This is a genomic window from Thermomonospora umbrina (assembly GCF_003386555.1).
Taxonomy (GTDB): Bacteria; Actinomycetota; Actinomycetes; order Streptosporangiales; family Streptosporangiaceae; genus Thermomonospora; species Thermomonospora umbrina.
On sequence record NZ_QTTT01000001.1, the window covers coordinates 353,436 to 369,073 of the forward strand.

The 15,638-nt window shown below is 74.1% G+C and carries 15 protein-coding genes; 7 read left to right on the forward strand and 8 right to left on the reverse strand.

All coding sequences use genetic code 11. The features are described 5' to 3' along the window. Positions 1-129: 129 nt before the first annotated feature. From DFJ69_RS01685 to DFJ69_RS01700, 4 genes are read right to left on the reverse strand one after another with little or no spacing between them, the layout of a single operon-like run. On the reverse strand, positions 130-1,332 hold the full coding sequence (locus DFJ69_RS01685) for an ABC transporter permease (protein ID WP_245973923.1): 1,203 nt from the start codon (positions 1,330-1,332) through the stop codon (positions 130-132). Further along, positions 1,329-2,030 carry an ABC transporter ATP-binding protein gene (locus tag DFJ69_RS01690; protein ID WP_116020836.1) on the reverse strand — a complete coding sequence of 234 codons (702 nt, stop codon included), beginning with the start codon at positions 2,028-2,030 and terminating at the stop codon, positions 1,329-1,331. The genes DFJ69_RS01685 and DFJ69_RS01690 overlap by 4 nt, the downstream gene beginning before the upstream one ends. Further along, positions 2,027-3,079 (reverse strand): peptidoglycan-binding protein, encoded by a 1,053-nt coding sequence (locus DFJ69_RS01695; protein WP_116020837.1) that lies wholly within the window; start codon positions 3,077-3,079, stop codon positions 2,027-2,029. Before DFJ69_RS01695 ends, DFJ69_RS01690 begins: the two co-directional genes overlap by 4 nt. Next, a complete protein-coding gene (locus DFJ69_RS01700) occupies positions 3,076-3,609 on the reverse strand; it encodes a hypothetical protein (RefSeq protein WP_147312165.1) in 534 nt (177 codons plus the stop codon). The genes DFJ69_RS01695 and DFJ69_RS01700 overlap by 4 nt, the downstream gene beginning before the upstream one ends. 145 nt (positions 3,610-3,754) lie before the next feature. Between DFJ69_RS01700 and DFJ69_RS01705 the strand changes: the two genes are divergently transcribed. Genes DFJ69_RS01705 through DFJ69_RS01715 form a run of 3 tightly spaced genes read left to right on the forward strand, consistent with a single transcriptional unit; the run spans position 3,755 to position 6,683 of the window. After that, a complete protein-coding gene (locus DFJ69_RS01705) occupies positions 3,755-4,411 on the forward strand; it encodes a response regulator transcription factor (RefSeq protein WP_211328478.1) in 657 nt (218 codons plus the stop codon). A 10-nt stretch (positions 4,412-4,421) separates the two neighbouring features. Beyond that, a complete protein-coding gene (locus DFJ69_RS01710; RefSeq protein WP_116020839.1) occupies positions 4,422-5,642 on the forward strand; it encodes a sensor histidine kinase in 1,221 nt (406 codons plus the stop codon). Between the two features lie 30 nt (positions 5,643-5,672). Beyond that, positions 5,673-6,683: an ADP-ribosylglycohydrolase family protein gene (locus DFJ69_RS01715; RefSeq protein ID WP_116020840.1), complete on the forward strand. Its 1,011-nt coding sequence runs from the start codon at positions 5,673-5,675 to the stop codon at positions 6,681-6,683. On the opposite strand, the gene DFJ69_RS01720 is transcribed toward DFJ69_RS01715, so the two are convergent. The 4 genes from DFJ69_RS01720 to DFJ69_RS01735 all read right to left on the reverse strand — a co-directional run bounded on the left by DFJ69_RS01720 (position 6,680) and on the right by DFJ69_RS01735 (position 8,835). Next, positions 6,680-7,069, reverse strand: a complete 390-nt coding sequence (locus DFJ69_RS01720; protein ID WP_116020841.1) for a DUF3140 domain-containing protein — start codon at positions 7,067-7,069, stop codon at positions 6,680-6,682. The two genes, DFJ69_RS01715 and DFJ69_RS01720, sit on opposite strands and share 4 nt — an antisense overlap. Continuing rightward, positions 7,066-7,245 carry a hypervirulence associated TUDOR domain-containing protein gene (locus DFJ69_RS01725; protein WP_245973924.1) on the reverse strand — a complete coding sequence of 60 codons (180 nt, stop codon included), beginning with the start codon at positions 7,243-7,245 and terminating at the stop codon, positions 7,066-7,068. The genes DFJ69_RS01720 and DFJ69_RS01725 overlap by 4 nt, the downstream gene beginning before the upstream one ends. Positions 7,246-7,311: 66 nt before the next feature. Next, complete coding sequence (locus tag DFJ69_RS01730) at positions 7,312-7,956, reverse strand: class II aldolase/adducin family protein (RefSeq protein ID WP_116020843.1); 645 nt, start codon at positions 7,954-7,956, stop codon at positions 7,312-7,314. A 171-nt stretch (positions 7,957-8,127) separates the two neighbouring features. Further along, a complete protein-coding gene (locus tag DFJ69_RS01735; protein WP_116020844.1) occupies positions 8,128-8,835 on the reverse strand; it encodes an ACT domain-containing protein in 708 nt (235 codons plus the stop codon). Positions 8,836-9,088: 253 nt separating this feature from the next. On the opposite strand from DFJ69_RS01735, the gene DFJ69_RS01740 reads away from it, so the two are divergent. The 4 genes from DFJ69_RS01740 (at position 9,089) to DFJ69_RS01755 (ending at position 15,637) form a co-directional block, all read left to right on the forward strand. Further along, a complete protein-coding gene (locus tag DFJ69_RS01740; protein ID WP_116020845.1) occupies positions 9,089-9,859 on the forward strand; it encodes a nucleotide exchange factor GrpE in 771 nt (256 codons plus the stop codon). 7 nt (positions 9,860-9,866) lie between these two features. Next, on the forward strand, positions 9,867-11,450 hold the full coding sequence (locus tag DFJ69_RS01745; RefSeq protein WP_116020846.1) for an Hsp70 family protein: 1,584 nt from the start codon (positions 9,867-9,869) through the stop codon (positions 11,448-11,450). Positions 11,451-11,798: 348 nt separating this feature from the next. Beyond that, positions 11,799-14,408, forward strand: a complete 2,610-nt coding sequence (locus DFJ69_RS01750; protein ID WP_170177504.1) for a SaeA-related protein — start codon at positions 11,799-11,801, stop codon at positions 14,406-14,408. An 8-nt stretch (positions 14,409-14,416) separates the two neighbouring features. Continuing rightward, positions 14,417-15,637, forward strand: coding sequence for a TRAFAC clade GTPase domain-containing protein (locus tag DFJ69_RS01755; RefSeq protein WP_116020848.1), 1,221 nt, complete (start codon positions 14,417-14,419; stop codon positions 15,635-15,637). Position 15,638 lies beyond the last annotated feature (1 nt).

Here is a 15,638-nt window from a genome sequence, read left to right on the forward strand (position 1 = left end):
TGGGGAGTGGACCCATCGCCCCGGTGATCTCCTCCCGGTCCGCCCGGGCGTCCGTGGACCCGGCCGTCACACGCTTCCGTGGACGACCGGGTCCGCGATCGAGCCGCACGCCCCGCTCCCCGCGGGTGCTCACGGCGACGCCAGGGCCTCCGTCGGGGCCAGCCGGGCGGCGCGGATGGCCGGGTACAGGCCCGCGATCCCGCCGATGACCAGGGTGGCCCCGATCCCCCCGGCCATCGCCCAGACCGGAACCACCGTGGGCCAGTTCTGGGAGAGGGCGTACACGGCGGTCACCGCGATGCCCAGGGCCACCCCGCCGAGCCCGCCGAGCGCGGCCAGCAACTGCGACTCGGTCAGGAACTGGATCCGGATCTGGCCCCGGGTCGCGCCCAGCGACCGCCGCAGCCCGATCTCCGCCCGACGCTCCAGCACCGAGATCACCATGGTGTTGGCCACGCCGACCCCGCCGACCAGCAGCGCCACCCCGCCGAGCCCCAGCAGCAGCCCGGTGAACGCCTCGTCGGTGGCGGCCTTGGCCTCCAGGGTGTCCGACGGCCGGCTGACCTTGACCTCGTTGGGGGACTCCGGGTTGGCCGCCTCGGCCAGCAGACCGTACGCCTCCTCCACCCGGTCCTCGACCGCCCGCGTGTAGATCGTGGTGGGGTGCCCGTCGAAGTCGAGCCTGGCCTGGGCCACGTCCCAGCCGACCAGCGCGGCGCCGTCCAACTCGGGGGCCAGGTCGACCGCGTTCAGGATGCCGACGACGGTGAACCACTCGCCGCCCAGCAGCACCCGCACGTCCGGGCCGGCCGCCCCGATGCCGAGCCGTTCGGCGGTCGACGCGCCCAGCACCACGGCCGGGTACCTGCCGGTGCCCGCGTTCAGCCACGTCCCGCTGGACACCGTGCCGCCGACGGTGCCGAGCAGGTCCAGTCGGGCCGCGTAGACGCTGATGCCGCCGGACTCCGCCGTCGGGATGTGATCGTTGCGGTACACCTTGGCGCCCTTGAGTCTGCCGACGCCCGACACCGACTCCATCTGGGGCATCCGGCCGATCATCCCGACGGACTCCTTCGGCAGGGACGCGGCGTCGCCGAAGAAATCGCTGCCGGGTGTCGCGGTCAGCAGGTTGGTGCCCAACCGGTCCAGCGTGGCGGCCAGATCGGCGCGGCTGGAGGTGGAGATGCCGACCACGCCGATCATCGCGGCGATGCCGATCGCGATGCCCAGCGCCGACAGGAACACCCGCAGCGGACGGGCGCGCAGCCCGGCGGACCCGACCCGCAGCACGTCCCGGGGCGTCAGCCGGGGCGTCCGGCGCGCGGCGCTCACGGGGTCACCGCCACCGGGCCGACGTCCTCGCGGACGTCCCGCACCACCCGGCCGTCGCGCAGCTCGACGCGGCGCGGCAGCGAGGCGGCGATGTCCCGGTCGTGGGTGATGATCGCCACCGTGGTGCCGCCCTCGGCCAGTTCCCGCAGCAGGGTCAGCACCCCCGCGCCGGACACCGAGTCCAGCGCGCCGGTCGGCTCGTCGGCCAGCAGCAGCGCCGGGTCGCCGACGACCGCGCGGGCGATGGCGGTCCGCTGGCGCTCGCCGCCGGACAACTGGTGCGGGCGATGGTCCAGCCGGTGGCCGAGACCGACCCGTTCCAGGGCCGCCGTCGCCCGCCGCCGGCGCTCCCGCAGCGGGACGCCCGCGTACAGCAGCCCGTCGGCCACGTTGTCCAGCGCCGGCACCCCGCCGGCCAGGTGGAACTGCTGGAACACGAACCCGATCCGGCCGCCGCGCAGCGCCGACAGCCGCTTGTCGGAGAGCTTGGCGACGTCCTGGCCTTCGACCCGGACGACGCCGGAGCTGGGGCGGTCCAGGGTTCCCAACAGGTGCAGCATCGTCGACTTCCCGGACCCGGACGGACCCACGATGGCCAACAGCTCCCCGGACTCGATGGTCAGCGACACCCCGTCCAACGCGGTCACCCCGCCCGCGTAGGAGCGGCCGACCCCCTCCAGCTCCACGACCGGGGTCACTTCGGGATCCCCACCTTCATGCCCTCGGACAGGCCGTTGCCGGTGACCTCCACCATGCCGTCGGCGAACATGCCGGTCTCGACCTGGACGGTACGGGCGGTCGCGCCGTCGACGACCTGGACGGCGTAACCGCCGCCGCCGAGCGCCAGCAGCGCCCCGACGGGCACGGCGAGCACGTCACGGCGCTCGTCGGAGGTGAAGTGGACGTCCACCGGGGCCTCGTCCAGGCCGCCGAACCCCTTGTCGTTCGACAGCGAGATCGTCACCTCGATGGTCGCCTCGGTCTCCTCGTCCTTCGGCTGGGTCGCCACGCTGCCGATCTTGACGATCCGGCCGTCGACCGAGTCGCCCGCCGGGGTCTCCACGGTGACCTTGCGGCCCTTCTTGACCAGGTTCTGGTACCCCACCTCCAGGTCGACGGTGACGACCCGGCGGGTGCCGGTGTAGGTGAGCAACGGACCGGAGGCCGGGTCGCCGACGACCTTCTTGTGCTCGGCGACGCGGATCGCGCCGCGGGCGATGACCACCGCGCCGCGTTCGATCGTGCCGGTCTCCTCGACCCCGAGGTCCTCCTGCCAGTCCAGGACGGCGTCGGCCGTCGCGGCGCTGTACTCCTTGTCGACGGTGAAGCCGGTGTACCCGAGGTCCCTCAGGTTCTGCTCGAACTGAAGGACGTCGGGGCCCTCGACGCCGGCGCTCAGCGTCCGGTACAGCGGGAGCTTGCCGTACAGCAGCGGCACCGGGTCGGTGTCCACCTTGAAGACCGTCTGCCCCCGGGTGACGGTGCGGCCCTCGGCGGCCAGGGCGGTCAGGGTGCCGCCGCCGGCGGCGTTGAGGTCATAGGTCGTCCCGTAGCCGAGCGTGCCGGGGAGCTTCTCCGTCTCGACCAGCGTGGTCCGCTCCACGGCCGCGCTGGCGGGGGGCAGGGTGCTGCGGGCGCCGGGGGCCTCGTTCTCGCCGCCGAATCCGACGGCCGCGAAGCCCGTGCCGCCCAACACCACCGCCCCTCCGACGACCAACAGCACGATCCTGGGTCGGCGGGCGATCAATTCTCGCTCCCCGGACGCTTCGGCTGCAGGTGCCGGCACGCCTTCTCGGCGGCCTCGAACTCCTTCTCGTCCGGCTCCACGCCGCCCTTGCCGCCCGGCTTGGCCCTCATGGCGAAGCCGCCGTCGGCGCCGGGGTCGGGCATGTCGACGCCGTGCTCACGCATGCACTTCGCGAACTTGCGCATCGCCTCCACGTCTTCGGGCGACAGCTTGGGCGGCTTGCCCCCGTTCGGCAGATGCTGGCGGCACTTGGCCATCGCCGCCTCGAACTCCTTGTCCCTGGCGGAGCCGCCCGCACCGGCGCGCCTGCGGATCATGATGCCGCCCCCGTCGTCGTCGGGGTCCTCCATCTCGACGCCGTTCGTCCGCATGCACTGCGCGAACTTCCGTGCCCGTTCCTTCTCGTCCGCCTGGGTGTTGGAGGGCTTGGCGGTCGCGCTCCCGCCCCCACCGCAGCCGACCAGGCCCAAGGCCAGCATGGGAACGAGCGCGAGGCCCGCGCCTCTCAGGCGCCACTGTTGCCGTCTCATCCGCAACGCTCTCCTGACCGCGCCGGGCCGTTCCCGGCGGTTGACCAGGGATTCCATCCTGTGCGGGATAACCGCCGCGTAACCGATCCGCGTTATGCCCGCGTTACGCCCCGTGCGCCAGTCTGACCCCGGGAAGGGGTGACCTGTGCGGGTGCTGATCGCTGAGGACGAGCGGATGCTCGCCGACTCCATCGCCGAGGGGCTGCGGGCCGAGGCGCTGGCGGTGGACGTCGTGTACGACGGCGACGCCGCGTTGGAACGGCTGTCGGTCAACGACTACGACGTCCTGGTGCTCGACCGGGACCTGCCGGTGGTGCACGGCGACGACGTGTGCCGTTCGGTGGCCGGGTCGGGGGCCTCGGTACGGGTGCTGATGCTCACCGCGTCCGCCGCGGTGCCCGCCCGGGTGGAGGGTCTGTCGCTGGGCGCCGACGATTACCTGGTCAAGCCGTTCGCGTTCGAGGAGCTGGTGGCGCGGGTCCGCGCGCTGGGCCGGCGGTCCCGGCCCGCCGACCCGCCGATGCTGGAGCGGTCCGGCGTCCGACTCGACCCGGCCCGCCGCGAGGTCTACCGGGACGGCCGGTACGTGCCGCTGACCCGCAAGGAGTTCGGGGTGCTCGCCGAGCTGCTGCGGGCCGCCGGGACCGTGGTGTCGGCGGAGGACCTGCTGGAGAAGGTGTGGGACGAGCACATCGACCCGTTCACCAACACGGTGCGGGTGACGCTGATGAAGCTGCGCCGCAAGCTGGGAGAGCCGGCGCTCATCGAGACCGTGCCCGGCGCGGGCTACCGCATCCGTTGAGAGGCGAGCGATGAACGACACCCTGCCGCGCTGGTGGCGTCCCACGATCCGGGTCCGGCTGACCCTGCTGTACGGGGGCCTGTTCTTCCTCGCGGGAGCGGTGCTGCTCGGCGTCACCTACGCGCTGGTGGCGCAGCAGCTCGACCAGGAGCAGCCGATCACCTCGGTCCTGCGGGCGCAGCCCGGGATGGACGGATGGGTCGAGACCCGGCCCGTGCCGGAGGGGCCCGGCAAGGGCGGGGCGATCATACCTCAGGCGGTGATCCGGTCCCGGTTGGTCGACGCGGAGCAGGAGTACGAGGCGGCCACCCTCAACGCGGTGCTCACCAAGGGCGGGTTGGCGTTGGGGCTGGTGGGACTGGCGGCGATGGGGCTGGGCTGGCTGATGGCCGATCGGGCGCTGCGCCCGATGCACCGGGTCACCGAGACGGCCCGGAGGGTGGCGCACAGCCACAACCTGACCGAGCGGATCGCGTACGACGGGCCCCGCGACGACGTCAAGGAGCTGGCCGACACGTTCGACACCATGCTGTCCCGGCTGGCGCGCTCGTTCGACGCGCAGCGGAGGTTCGTGGCCAACGCCTCCCACGAGCTGCGGACGCCGCTGGCCATCAACCGCACGCTGGTGGACGTGGCGACGCGGCGCGCGGACGCCACCGAGGACATGCGGCGGCTCGGCGATTCGCTCCTGGTGGTCAACACCCGGCACGAGCGCCTCATCGACGGGCTGCTGACGCTGGCGGGCAGCGAGCACGCCATCGTCGACCGCGTCCCCCTCGACCTGGCCGACATGGCGGGGCACGTGCTCGACATGGCGGAGACCGAGGCCAAGGAACGCGGGGTCACGGTCCACCGGGCGCCGACGGAGGCGCCGACGGCGGGCGACCCCGTGCTGCTGGAACGGCTCGTGCAGAACCTGGTGGAGAACGCGATCCGGCACAACCTGCCCGACGACGGCGAGCTGTGGCTATCCACCCGCTGGTGGCCCAACTGCGCGGAGCTGGTGGTGGAGAACACGGGCCCGGTGGTGCCGCCGTACGAGATCGAGACCCTCTTCGAGCCGTTCCGGAGACTGCGGACCCAACGGGTCCACTCCGACCGGGGTTCGGGGCTCGGGCTCTCGATCGTGCGGGCCATCGCGACGGCGCACGGCGGAGAGGTACGGGCGGTGCCGCGCGTGGGCGGCGGCCTTTCCGTGGCCGTTCGCCTGCCCAGCGCACCGCCCTGGTAGGGCGTCGGGACGGCCGCTAGGCTCGGCCGCATGCCCCCCACTCCCCTGGCCGCCGGCGGCTGCATGTTCGGCCTCGCCTATGGCGACGCGCTCGGCGCGCCGACGGAGTTCCTCACCGTGGCCGAGATCAAGCGGCGTTTCGGCGAGGACGGGCCCTCGGAGCCCTCCGGCTCGCCGGCCCCGGTCACCGATGACACGCAGATGACGCTCGCGGTCGCCGAAGGGCTGCTGAGCGCCCTGGAGCATCCCCCGTTCACGCCCGACCTGGTGCTGCCCCGCTGGCGGCGGCGCTTCATCGACTGGCTGCACGATCCCGAGAACAACCGGGCGCCCGGCACGACCTGCCTGCGCTCCTGCCGCGCGCTGGACGCCGGGGTCCCCTGGGTGAAGGCGACCCAGCACGGCTCGAAGGGCTGCGGCGCCAACATGCGGGTGGCCCCGGTCGGCCTCGCGCCGGGCCTGTCCGACGAGCAGCGGGCCGGCGCGGCCCAGCTCCAGGCCGCGCTCACCCACGGCCACCCGACCGGGTTGGCGGCCAGTGAGCTGACCGCGTTCACCGTCTGGTGGCTGCGCGAGGGCATGGCCCCCGCCGACCTGCCCGCCGCGCTGCGAGAGCGCTGCCTCTCCCAGCGCACCACCTACCACGAGCGCTGGCTGAACGACCTGTGGCGGCGTCCCGCGATGCCGGACCCGCAGACGTTCATCTCCCGGGGCTGGGACGAGTGCCTCGCCGTGCTCGACCGCCTCGACACCGCGCTCCGCGTCGCCGACCGGGACGCCGACCCGTGCGAGGTCACGGGCGCGGGGTGGGTCGCCGAAGAGGCGTTCGCCACGGGCCTGCTGTGCTTCCTGCTCTTCCCGGACGACCCGGTGGCGGCGATCCGGCGGGGTGCGGTCAGCTCCGGCGACTCCGACTCGATCGCCTGCCTGGCCGGGGCGTTCGCCGGGGCGCATCTGGGCATGGCCGCCTGGCCCGCCGAGTGGGCCGACCGCATCGAGTACGCCGCCGACCTGGCCCGCTTCGGCGCGGCCTGGGACTAGGCCCGCCCGGCACGGCGTCGCGAGGGTCGGTCCTTCAGCGGGTCGTGGCCCCAGTTCATGAGGGAGTACCGCCACCGCGAGTCCTCGATGTGCTCTCCGCCCGGCCGCTGGGCGAGATGGCGTCGCACGTAGCCGACGACCTTGCGCATGTGGGCGTAGTCGTCCTCGCGGAGATCGGCCGCCTTCTTCTCCAGGATCGCGACGATCGCGCGGCCCGACGCGTGTCCGACCGACTCGACCTGGCCGGGACGGGTCCTGCGGGTGCCCCGCGGGGTCACGCCGACGGATCTGGACTCCGGGGTCTCCAGCCACCGGGACAGCTCGCGCGGGGTCATGTTGACCGCCTCGCGGAACTCCGCGCGGACATCGTCGGGGTCCCGGTTCACTCCTTCTCCAGCGCCGACGGGCGGTGGACGGCCTCGCGACCGCTCTTGTCGCTGCGGACCACGTACTGCGGGTCCTGCGTGGAGGCGCGCACCGTGCGGCCGGCCTCCCGGGTGTCGGAGGTGATCTTCCGCTGGACGGTGCCCACGGCCCTGCTCCCGTGGGATCGCCAGCTCACCCTGTCACCTTTGCGAAATGCGTCCATGTTCTTCGCATACCCACCCTGACGTGGGCGGTCACACCATCATTCCACCGGCAGGGGCGTGGCGTGGAGGCCGCGCTCGGCGACCGCGTGGAGCTGCGCCTCGGTCAGGATGCGGGGCTCGCCGAGGGATCTGGCGCGGACGTAGACACCGCAGAGCCATTCGAGCAGCCGGGCGTTCTCGAAGGCGTCCTCCAGGTCCGCGCCGACGGTGACGCCGCCGTGGTTGCCCATCAGCGCGGCGCGCATCCCGCCCGCCATCGCGTTCCGCACGTTCTCGGCCAGCTCGGGGGTCCCGTAGGTGGCGTACTCGGCGACCTTGACCACGCCGCCGAGCAGGAGCGTGTTGTAGTGGATCGGCGGCAGCTCGGTCATGGTGCTCGCGACCACCGCGCCGAACGTGGAGTGCGTGTGGACGATCGCCGGGGCGCCCGTCTCCTCGTAGACCGCCAGGTGCAGGGGCGTCTCGGAGGACGGGGCGAGCGCCCCTTCGACGCGGGCGCCCGTCAGGTCGACGACCGGGCAGTCCTCGGGGGCCATCCGCTCCAGCCGCATCCCGGCGGGCGACACCGCCACCAGGTCGCCCCGGCGCACGCTGAGGTTGCCCGACACGCCCAGGACCAGGCCGGTCTCCACCATTCTCCGACCGATCCCGCACAGTTCCCGGCGCTCGTCGCGCAGAAGCATAGGACGACCTTTCACCTTCACCGGTGATCCGGTCGTACGCTATCGGGCCCGCGCCGTCGAGGCGTCCGCACCCGCCCCACAAGAGAATGGCCTCGGTGCGGCCGCGCCGCCGCACCGAAGGCCATGTCCGGGAAAGTAGACGCCTGGGGCGTCCTGGTGGTTTCCGCCCTGTTACGAAGAAGCGCCGCCGGAGTTGACGGCGGCCGGATCCGGCCGCGACGCCAGGTCGGGCGGCACGCCCACCCGGTCACCCAGCACCGCCTCCGCCGCGCCGACCAACTGCGCCAGCCGGAACACCTCGGTGCGGTGGAACGGCGGCGCCCCGGTGCGCGCCACCAGCAACGCCAGCTCCCCGCCCGCGATCGGCACCACCGCGTAACGGGTGCCGTCCTCGGCCGTGAAGGCGCGCGGTCGGAGCGGCTCCAGCGGCGGCAACTCGATGCCCCCGAAGACGCCCAGGCTGGTGTGGCACAGCACCGCGTCGCCGGTCTCCCCGTGCGTTCTGAGCAGCCCGGCCCAGTCGGCGCTCAGCATCGCGGGCACCGCGTCGGTCAGCACCGCCAGCCCGTCGCCCTCGCGCGCCGCGGCCAACTGGCCGATCACCCGCGCGTCCGGGGTGGACCCCTGCGGCTCGACGGTCGGCCAGATGCCGACCACCTCCACGCCCGGCACCGAGGCCAGGCCGTCGCAGAGCCGGTCGATCCCCGTGTCGGCCGACCCGAGCGGGCAGGCCACGGTGAAGTCGTCCAGCGCCCGTCCGCCGTCGCGCTCGAGGACGGCCATCTGGACGACGTCGGCCCCCGCGGCCCCGAGTATGCGGGCCACCTTCCCCAGTGAGCCCGGCCGGTCCGGCAGCCGGACCCTGATCCGCAGCAACATCGGCACCTCCTCGAAGAAGTCCCACCCTGCGCAACGCCCGTTTCCATCGTGTTACCCCGTCGTTTCCGTGTCGAGAAGCATCAGGTGAAATGAATTCGAATCTCCCACCGAGGGCGGCCCTGCGCCTCGACGGCACGCCCGGGCGCACGACGACGCGGCACCCCTCCATCGGTCAACATCCGCCCAGGAAAAGAGGGGGAACATGGCCAAGAACGCAAAGGGGCGGTCTATCGCGGGGGGATACTGCTCGTTAATGTTGCTGCACGTGTCGAGTGCCCAGGATCCGCCGCCCGAGGAAGGCCCCGTCACCGCCGGCCGCGGCGGCCCGGCCGAGCCGCCCGGGTCGACCCAGCCCGTCCGCCGGCCCGAGGCGGCGCACGCCGTCGGGCCCGCGAGCCGCCCCGACGCGGCCGCCCACGACCCCTCCCCCGGCCCCGGCCACGGCGCGGCCGGGCCCAACGGGGTCCAGGGCACCGACGGCGCCCGGGGGCTGGCCGCCGAGGTCGCCCGACTGGCCGCCGCCGTCGAGCGCGAGCACGAGCGCGCCGCGCACCGGGAGACGGTGATCGACCGGCTGCACGAGGACGTCCAGACGCTCCGCCGCGGCGAGCTGCAGGCGCTGTTCGAGCCCGTCCGGGCCGCGCTGTTCCGGCTGCACGACCTGACCGGCCGGGAGGCGCGGCGCTGGGCCGACGACCCTCCCGAGCCCGCCAACGCCGCCGCGCTGCTGGCCGCGGTGACCGACGAGATCGCCGAGGCGCTGGCCCGCACCGGCGTCGAGCGGTTCACCGTCGCGCCCGGCGACCCCTTCGACCCCGCCCGGCACCGCCCGGTGGCCACCGTGACCGTCGAGGACCCCGCCCTCGACGGCACCGTCGTCGGAGTCCGCTCCGACGGCTTCGCCCGGGCCGACCGGGTGGTCCGCAAGGCCGAGGTCCAGGTCGGGCGTCCCGCCCGGCCGGAGGACGAGGCCGAGCCCGCGCCGCTTTCCCGATCCGACAGAGCCGACAGAGCCGACAGGTGAGCCGACCATGACCGTCTACGGGATCGACCTGGGGACCACGTACTCGTGCATCGCCTCCATCGACGAGGTGGGGCGCCCCACGGTCCTGCGCAACATCGAGGGCACCGACACGACACCTTCGGTGGTCTACTTCGAGACCAGCGACAACGTGATCGTGGGCGCCACCGCCAAGGACACGGCGGTGCTGGAGCCCGACAACGTGGTGAGCCTGATCAAGCGGGACATGGGCCGCGACATCACGTACCCGATCCACGAGTTCGGGTACACGCCCGAGGAGCTCTCCGCGTTCATCCTGCTCAAGCTGGCCACCGACGCCCGCACCACCACCGGCGAGGACGCCCGGGACGTGGTCATCACGGTGCCGGCCTACTTCGGCGCCGCCGAGCGGGACGCCACCCGCAAGGCGGGCCGGATCGCCGGGCTGAACGTCATCGACATCATCTCCGAGCCCATCGCCGCCGCCGTCACCTACGGGGTCCTCAACCCCGAGAGCGACCGCACCATCCTGGTGTACGACCTGGGCGGCGGCACGTTCGACACCACGGTGATCGCGCTGCGCGGCGGCCACATCGAGGTGATCTGCACCGACGGCGACCACGAGCTGGGCGGCGCCGACTGGGACTCGCGGGTGGTGGAGCACCTGGCCGAACGGTTCCGCGAGGAGCACCCCGACGCCGGGGACCCGCTCGACGACAAGCAGACCGAGCAGCAGCTCCGCCGCGACGCCGAGGACGCCAAGAAGGCCCTGACCACGCGGACGACGCACACCGTCCGGGTGATGCACGACGGGCGGGCCGCGGCGGTCGAGCTGACCCGCGAGAAGTTCGAGGAGCTGACCCGGGACCTGTTGGACCGCACCGTCGAGATCACCGGCCGGACTTTGGCCACCGCAGCCGACAAGGGTGTCGCCGACTACGACGACCTGGTGCTGGTCGGCGGCTCCACCAAGATGCCCGCGGTGGCGTCCCGGCTGGAGACCGAGCTCGGCCTGACCCCTCGGCTGCAGGATCCCGACCTGGCGGTGGCCAAGGGCGCGGCGCTGTACGCGTTCGAGGAGACCTACCGCCGGCTGATCCGCGACGGCGCCCGGGAGCGGGCCGAGGAGATGGCCAACAAGGCGGGCCTGTCCGTCGAGCAGCAGCGCCAGATCGCCGGCCGCCGGATCAAGACGGTGGCCTCGCACGCGTTCGGCATCGTCGTGGTGGACCGGGAGACCCAGGCCGAGCAGGTCGCCCACCTGGTGCACGCCAACGACGAGCTGCCCGCCTCGCACACCGAGGACTTCTTCACCGTCTACGACGAGCAGACCGCCGCCGACGTCCGGGTGATGGAGCAGGCCGGCAGCGTCGAGTCGGCGGACCCGGTGGACAACTCCGAGATCGCCACCGGCGTCATCAAGATCCCCGCGGGCAAGCAGGCGGGCTGGCCGGTGGAGGTCACCTTCGCGCTGGACGCCTCCGGCCTCCTGCACGTCACCGCGGTCGAGAAGGAGACCGGCGAACGCCTGGAGCTGAAGATCGACGTCGGCGGCATGTCCGAGGAGGAGGTCGAGCGCTCCCGCGCCGCCCTCTCCCGCGTCCAGGTCAGCTAAGGGCGTGTTGATGGCCTCGCTGCGCTCGGCGGTTCGCGGGCCTTTGACGCGCGGTCTTCCCTCGTCGTTTTCAAGATCGCTCGCACCTCACGATCTTGAAAGCCTCCTCAGTCCAGACCGCGCGGGCCCGCACGAGTTCATGGCCTCGCTCCGCTCGGCTGCGAGCGGGCCTGACAGGCGTGGTCTTCCCTCGTCGTTTTCGAGATCGCTCCTTCGTCACGATCTTGAAAGCCTCCTCGGTCCAGACCACGCGGGCCCGCTCACGGTCGCGCCTCCGGCACGACGGCGGACGGAGCCCTCGGCGCGCTCGGGCTCAGGGGGGCGCTGCGCTCGGCGGCGGGCGGGGCGGTGAGCACGGGGTTCGACGAGGAGTACAAGCGGGAGGTGCTGGAGCCCGCGCGGGAGGCCGGGGATCAGCCGCCGGAGGACCTGCGGGTGCGGTACCGGCTCGGTGATCCGCTGCGCCCCGGGGAGGTCGCCGAGCGGGTCCGGGAGGTGCGGCAGTGCTGGCGGCGGGCGCGCGGGCAGCTCAAGTACCGCAAGCTGATCGACCGGCTGGAGGCCGAGCACCGGGAGCTGACCCCGCTGTTCACCGCCGCCGAGCGCGGTGACGTGGGGCCGCTGGCGGAGCGGCTGCGCGGCGGGGCCGAGCGGACCGCGCGGCGGCTGGCCGACGCGCGGGCGCGGCTGGACGACGCGGCGGGGGCGCTGCGGCTGGCGGCGCCCGGCGAGGTCGAGGAGCTGGCGCGGGCGGCGGGCATCGGGCGGGCCGAGCTGGAGGCGGCGGCCGCCGCCGCCCGGATCGAGGTCCGCGATCCGGACCCGCTGCCGGTCTCGCCGCCGTACGCCGGATACCGCAAGGTCCGCGAGTCGCTGGACGTGCTGGGGTGCCGGCATCTGGCGGAGTTCCTTTTCGGGGAGCGGGCGGCGGGGCCCCTGCAGGTGCTCGGCGGGTTCGCCGCGCCGGGGGTGCCCGCCGACCCGACGGCGCTGCCGGAGGCCGTCCGGGCGGTGTCGGACCTGTGGGCCCGGCGGACCCGCGACAGCAGCAGCACCCACGCCAACACGGTCCTGGTGGCGCTGCGCTCCGCGTCCCCGGACGACCTGATCCTGTACGACGTGGTCGCCCGGCTGCGGGAGCGGCGACGGCAGCGGGCGTCGGAGGCGGCGCTGCTGCGGCACGCCGTGGCCGAGCTGGGGATCGAGCCCCTGGACGCCCGGCGGCTGGTGTTCGCGGTGCTGCGCGAGAGCGGCCCCGGCGGCGGCCCGGCCGAGCGGCTGCGGGCGCTGCTGGACGCCGGCGAGGTCTACGCGGCGGCGGTGCTCGGCTCGTCCCCGCCCGAGGCGGCCGACGAGCAGGAGCACGCGGAGGCGGAGCTGCTCGGCGAGGAGGCCAGGCGGCGGGTGGCGGCGGCCGTCCGCCTGCGGGACTCGGCGGCCGGCGAGCCCGACCCGGACCGGGCGTGGCGGATGCTGGCCGACGCGCTGGCGCTGGTCCGCGACCTGCCGGGGGCCGAGGAGCACCAGCGTCGGCTGCCGCCCCATCCGGTCCCCCGGGTGCGGGCGACGGCGGAGGGCGCCGGGGTGCGGGTGGACTGGGCGCCCTCCCCGTCGGCCGTGGGCGAGGTCGGCTATCTGGTCGTTCGGCGGCGCGACCGGCCGCCCGACGGGGACGGGGACGGCGAGCCGGTGGCCTCGGACGGGACGGGGGTCCTCGACGTCCGTCCGCCGGTGAACGTCCCGCTGTTCTACGGGGTGGTCGCCCGACGCGGCGAGGCGGCCGCGCCGATCGTGTGCGCCGGTCCGGTGGTCGTCCGGCCCGAGCCGCAGTCGGTGGAGCTGGTGCCCGGCGACGGCGCGGTGACCGGGCGGTGGAGCGTCCCGGAGGGCGCCGCGCGGGTGGTCGTGACCCGTGAGGGGCGGCCGGTGCCCGCCGAGCGGGAGGGCTTCCGGGAGCAGGTGCCCAACGGCTTCACCCACCACTACGTGATCCGCGCCGTCTACGTGGACGCCGAGGGTCGGGCGGTGGAGACGCCGGGGGTCATGGCGTCGGCCACGCCGAACGCGTCGCCGGAGCCCGTCCGGGACCTGGTGGTCGAGGGCGACCCGGCCGACCCGGCGCGGCTGCTGGCCCGGTTCGGGCAGCCCGCGAGCGGCACCGTGGAGATCCTGATGCTGGACACGCCGCCGCCGTGGCGGGACGGCGCGCTGCTGCCGGTGGCCGAGGTGCGGCGGGCGGGCGACCGGGTGCCCGCCACCCCGACGTCCCGGGGCCTGGCGCTGCGCCCGGGAGGCGGTGGGTGGCTGTTGGCGGTCACGGTGGCCGGCGAGGTCGCCGCGATCGGCGCGTGGCACCGGCACGTGAACCTGCCGCCGCTGCCGTCCCTGGTGGCCGAACGGCGGGGCGACGCCGTCCACGTCGGGTTCGACTGGCCGGACGAGGTCGCCGAGGTCGAGCTGACCTACCGGTGCGGGGCCGACGAGGACGAGGGCGAGGGGCGCCTGGTGGTGACGCGGGCCGCCTACGAGTCACGGGGCGGCGTCCACCTGACCGTGCCCCCGGGCCTCGCGGTGCGGGTGGCGGCGGCCCCGGCCGGGATGCGGCAGGGGGCTCGGGTGCTGGGCCCGGCGGTGGACACGACCGTCGAGGCCCCCCCACAGGTGCGCTACGACCTGGAGCGCTCGGGGCCGCCGTGGAACCGTTCGCTGACGGTGCGGCTGACGTCGTCGCGTCCGTTGCGGGTGACGCGGCTGGCGCTGGTACGACGCGCCGGGCAGGTGATCCCGCAGCGCAGGGAGGACGGCGAGGTCCTCGGGGCCTGGGACGAGGTGCCCGTACCGGGCGAGGTCTCGGTGCCGGCGCCCCGCGGTCGCGGTCCATACTGGCTTCGCTGTTTCGCCGACGACGACGTCGAGTTGGTCGATCCCCCGGTCCGCCGTCTCGAGACCCCGAGGTGAGAAGGAACATGCGCCCGATCACCTGCCCGTACTGCTTCACGGACGTGCCGCGTCAGCAGATCGCCTTCCGCTGCATGGGACGGGCGGGACGGGGCCAGGGCTGCGACCCGGTGCTGGACGAGCAACTGGCCGAGTACACCGGGTCCACGGCGGGCGCGTCGCTGCCGCCGGTGTTCGCGGCGTCGGGCCGCAGGGGCCGGGCCGACTGCCCGCGCTGCGGGAGGGCCACCGGCCGCCGGGTCTGCCCGCACTGCCACAACCCGCTGCCGTCGGCGTACTGCGAGGCCCCCGGTCGGATCGTGGCGCTGGTCGGGGCGAAGAACGCGGGCAAGAGCACCTACATCGCCGTGCTGTTGCACGAGCTGATGAACCGGGTGGGCACCGAGCTGGACGCGTCCCTGGTGGCCTGCGACGACCGCACCATCGACCGGTACAAGCGCGACTTCGCCCGGCCGCTGTACGACGAGCGGCGGCTGCTGCCGACCACGGCCAGCGCCGCCACCGCGCCGCGCGAGCCGCTGGTGTACCTGCTGACGCGGACCCGGCCGCCCCGGCGGCGTCTGGGCATGGGTCGGGAGCGCACCGAGTCGCTGGCGCTGGTGCTGTTCGACACGGCGGGCGAGGACCTGCGCAGCCGCGAGGTCAGGGACCTGCACCTGCGGTATCTGGAGGCGGCCGACGCGATCGTGTTCCTGGTCGATCCGCTGGGGCTGCCGGGCGCGCGGGCGCTGGTGCGCGACGAGGCCGCCGAGGTCCCCGATCCCGACCCGGATCCCGACAGCGAGCCCATCAACGTGATCGCCCGGGTGACGGAGGCGCTGCGGCTGCGGCGGGGCGCCAAGGCCGGGGAGCGGCTGGAGGTGCCGGTGGCGGTGGCGTTGACCAAGGTCGACGCGCTGGTCCCGGCGATGGCGCGGCAGTCGGCCCTGCACCGGTCGCGGCCGACGCCGGGCGTGCTGGACCTCGACGATCGGGAGGCGGTGGACGCCCAGGTGCGGGGGCTGCTGCACGACTGGCAGGCCGGGCAGCTCGACGTCTACCTGCGGCAGCAGTACACCGGGTACGCGCTGTTCGGGGTCTCGGCCCTGGGCGGCATGCCCCGGGCGGGCCGGGTCGGCACCGGCGGCGTCCGGCCGCACCGGGTCGAGGATCCGCTGCTGTGGCTGCTGCACCGGTTCGGGATGCTGGACGGGAAACGCGGCTCGTCCGCGGGCGCGGACGGGGGCTGAC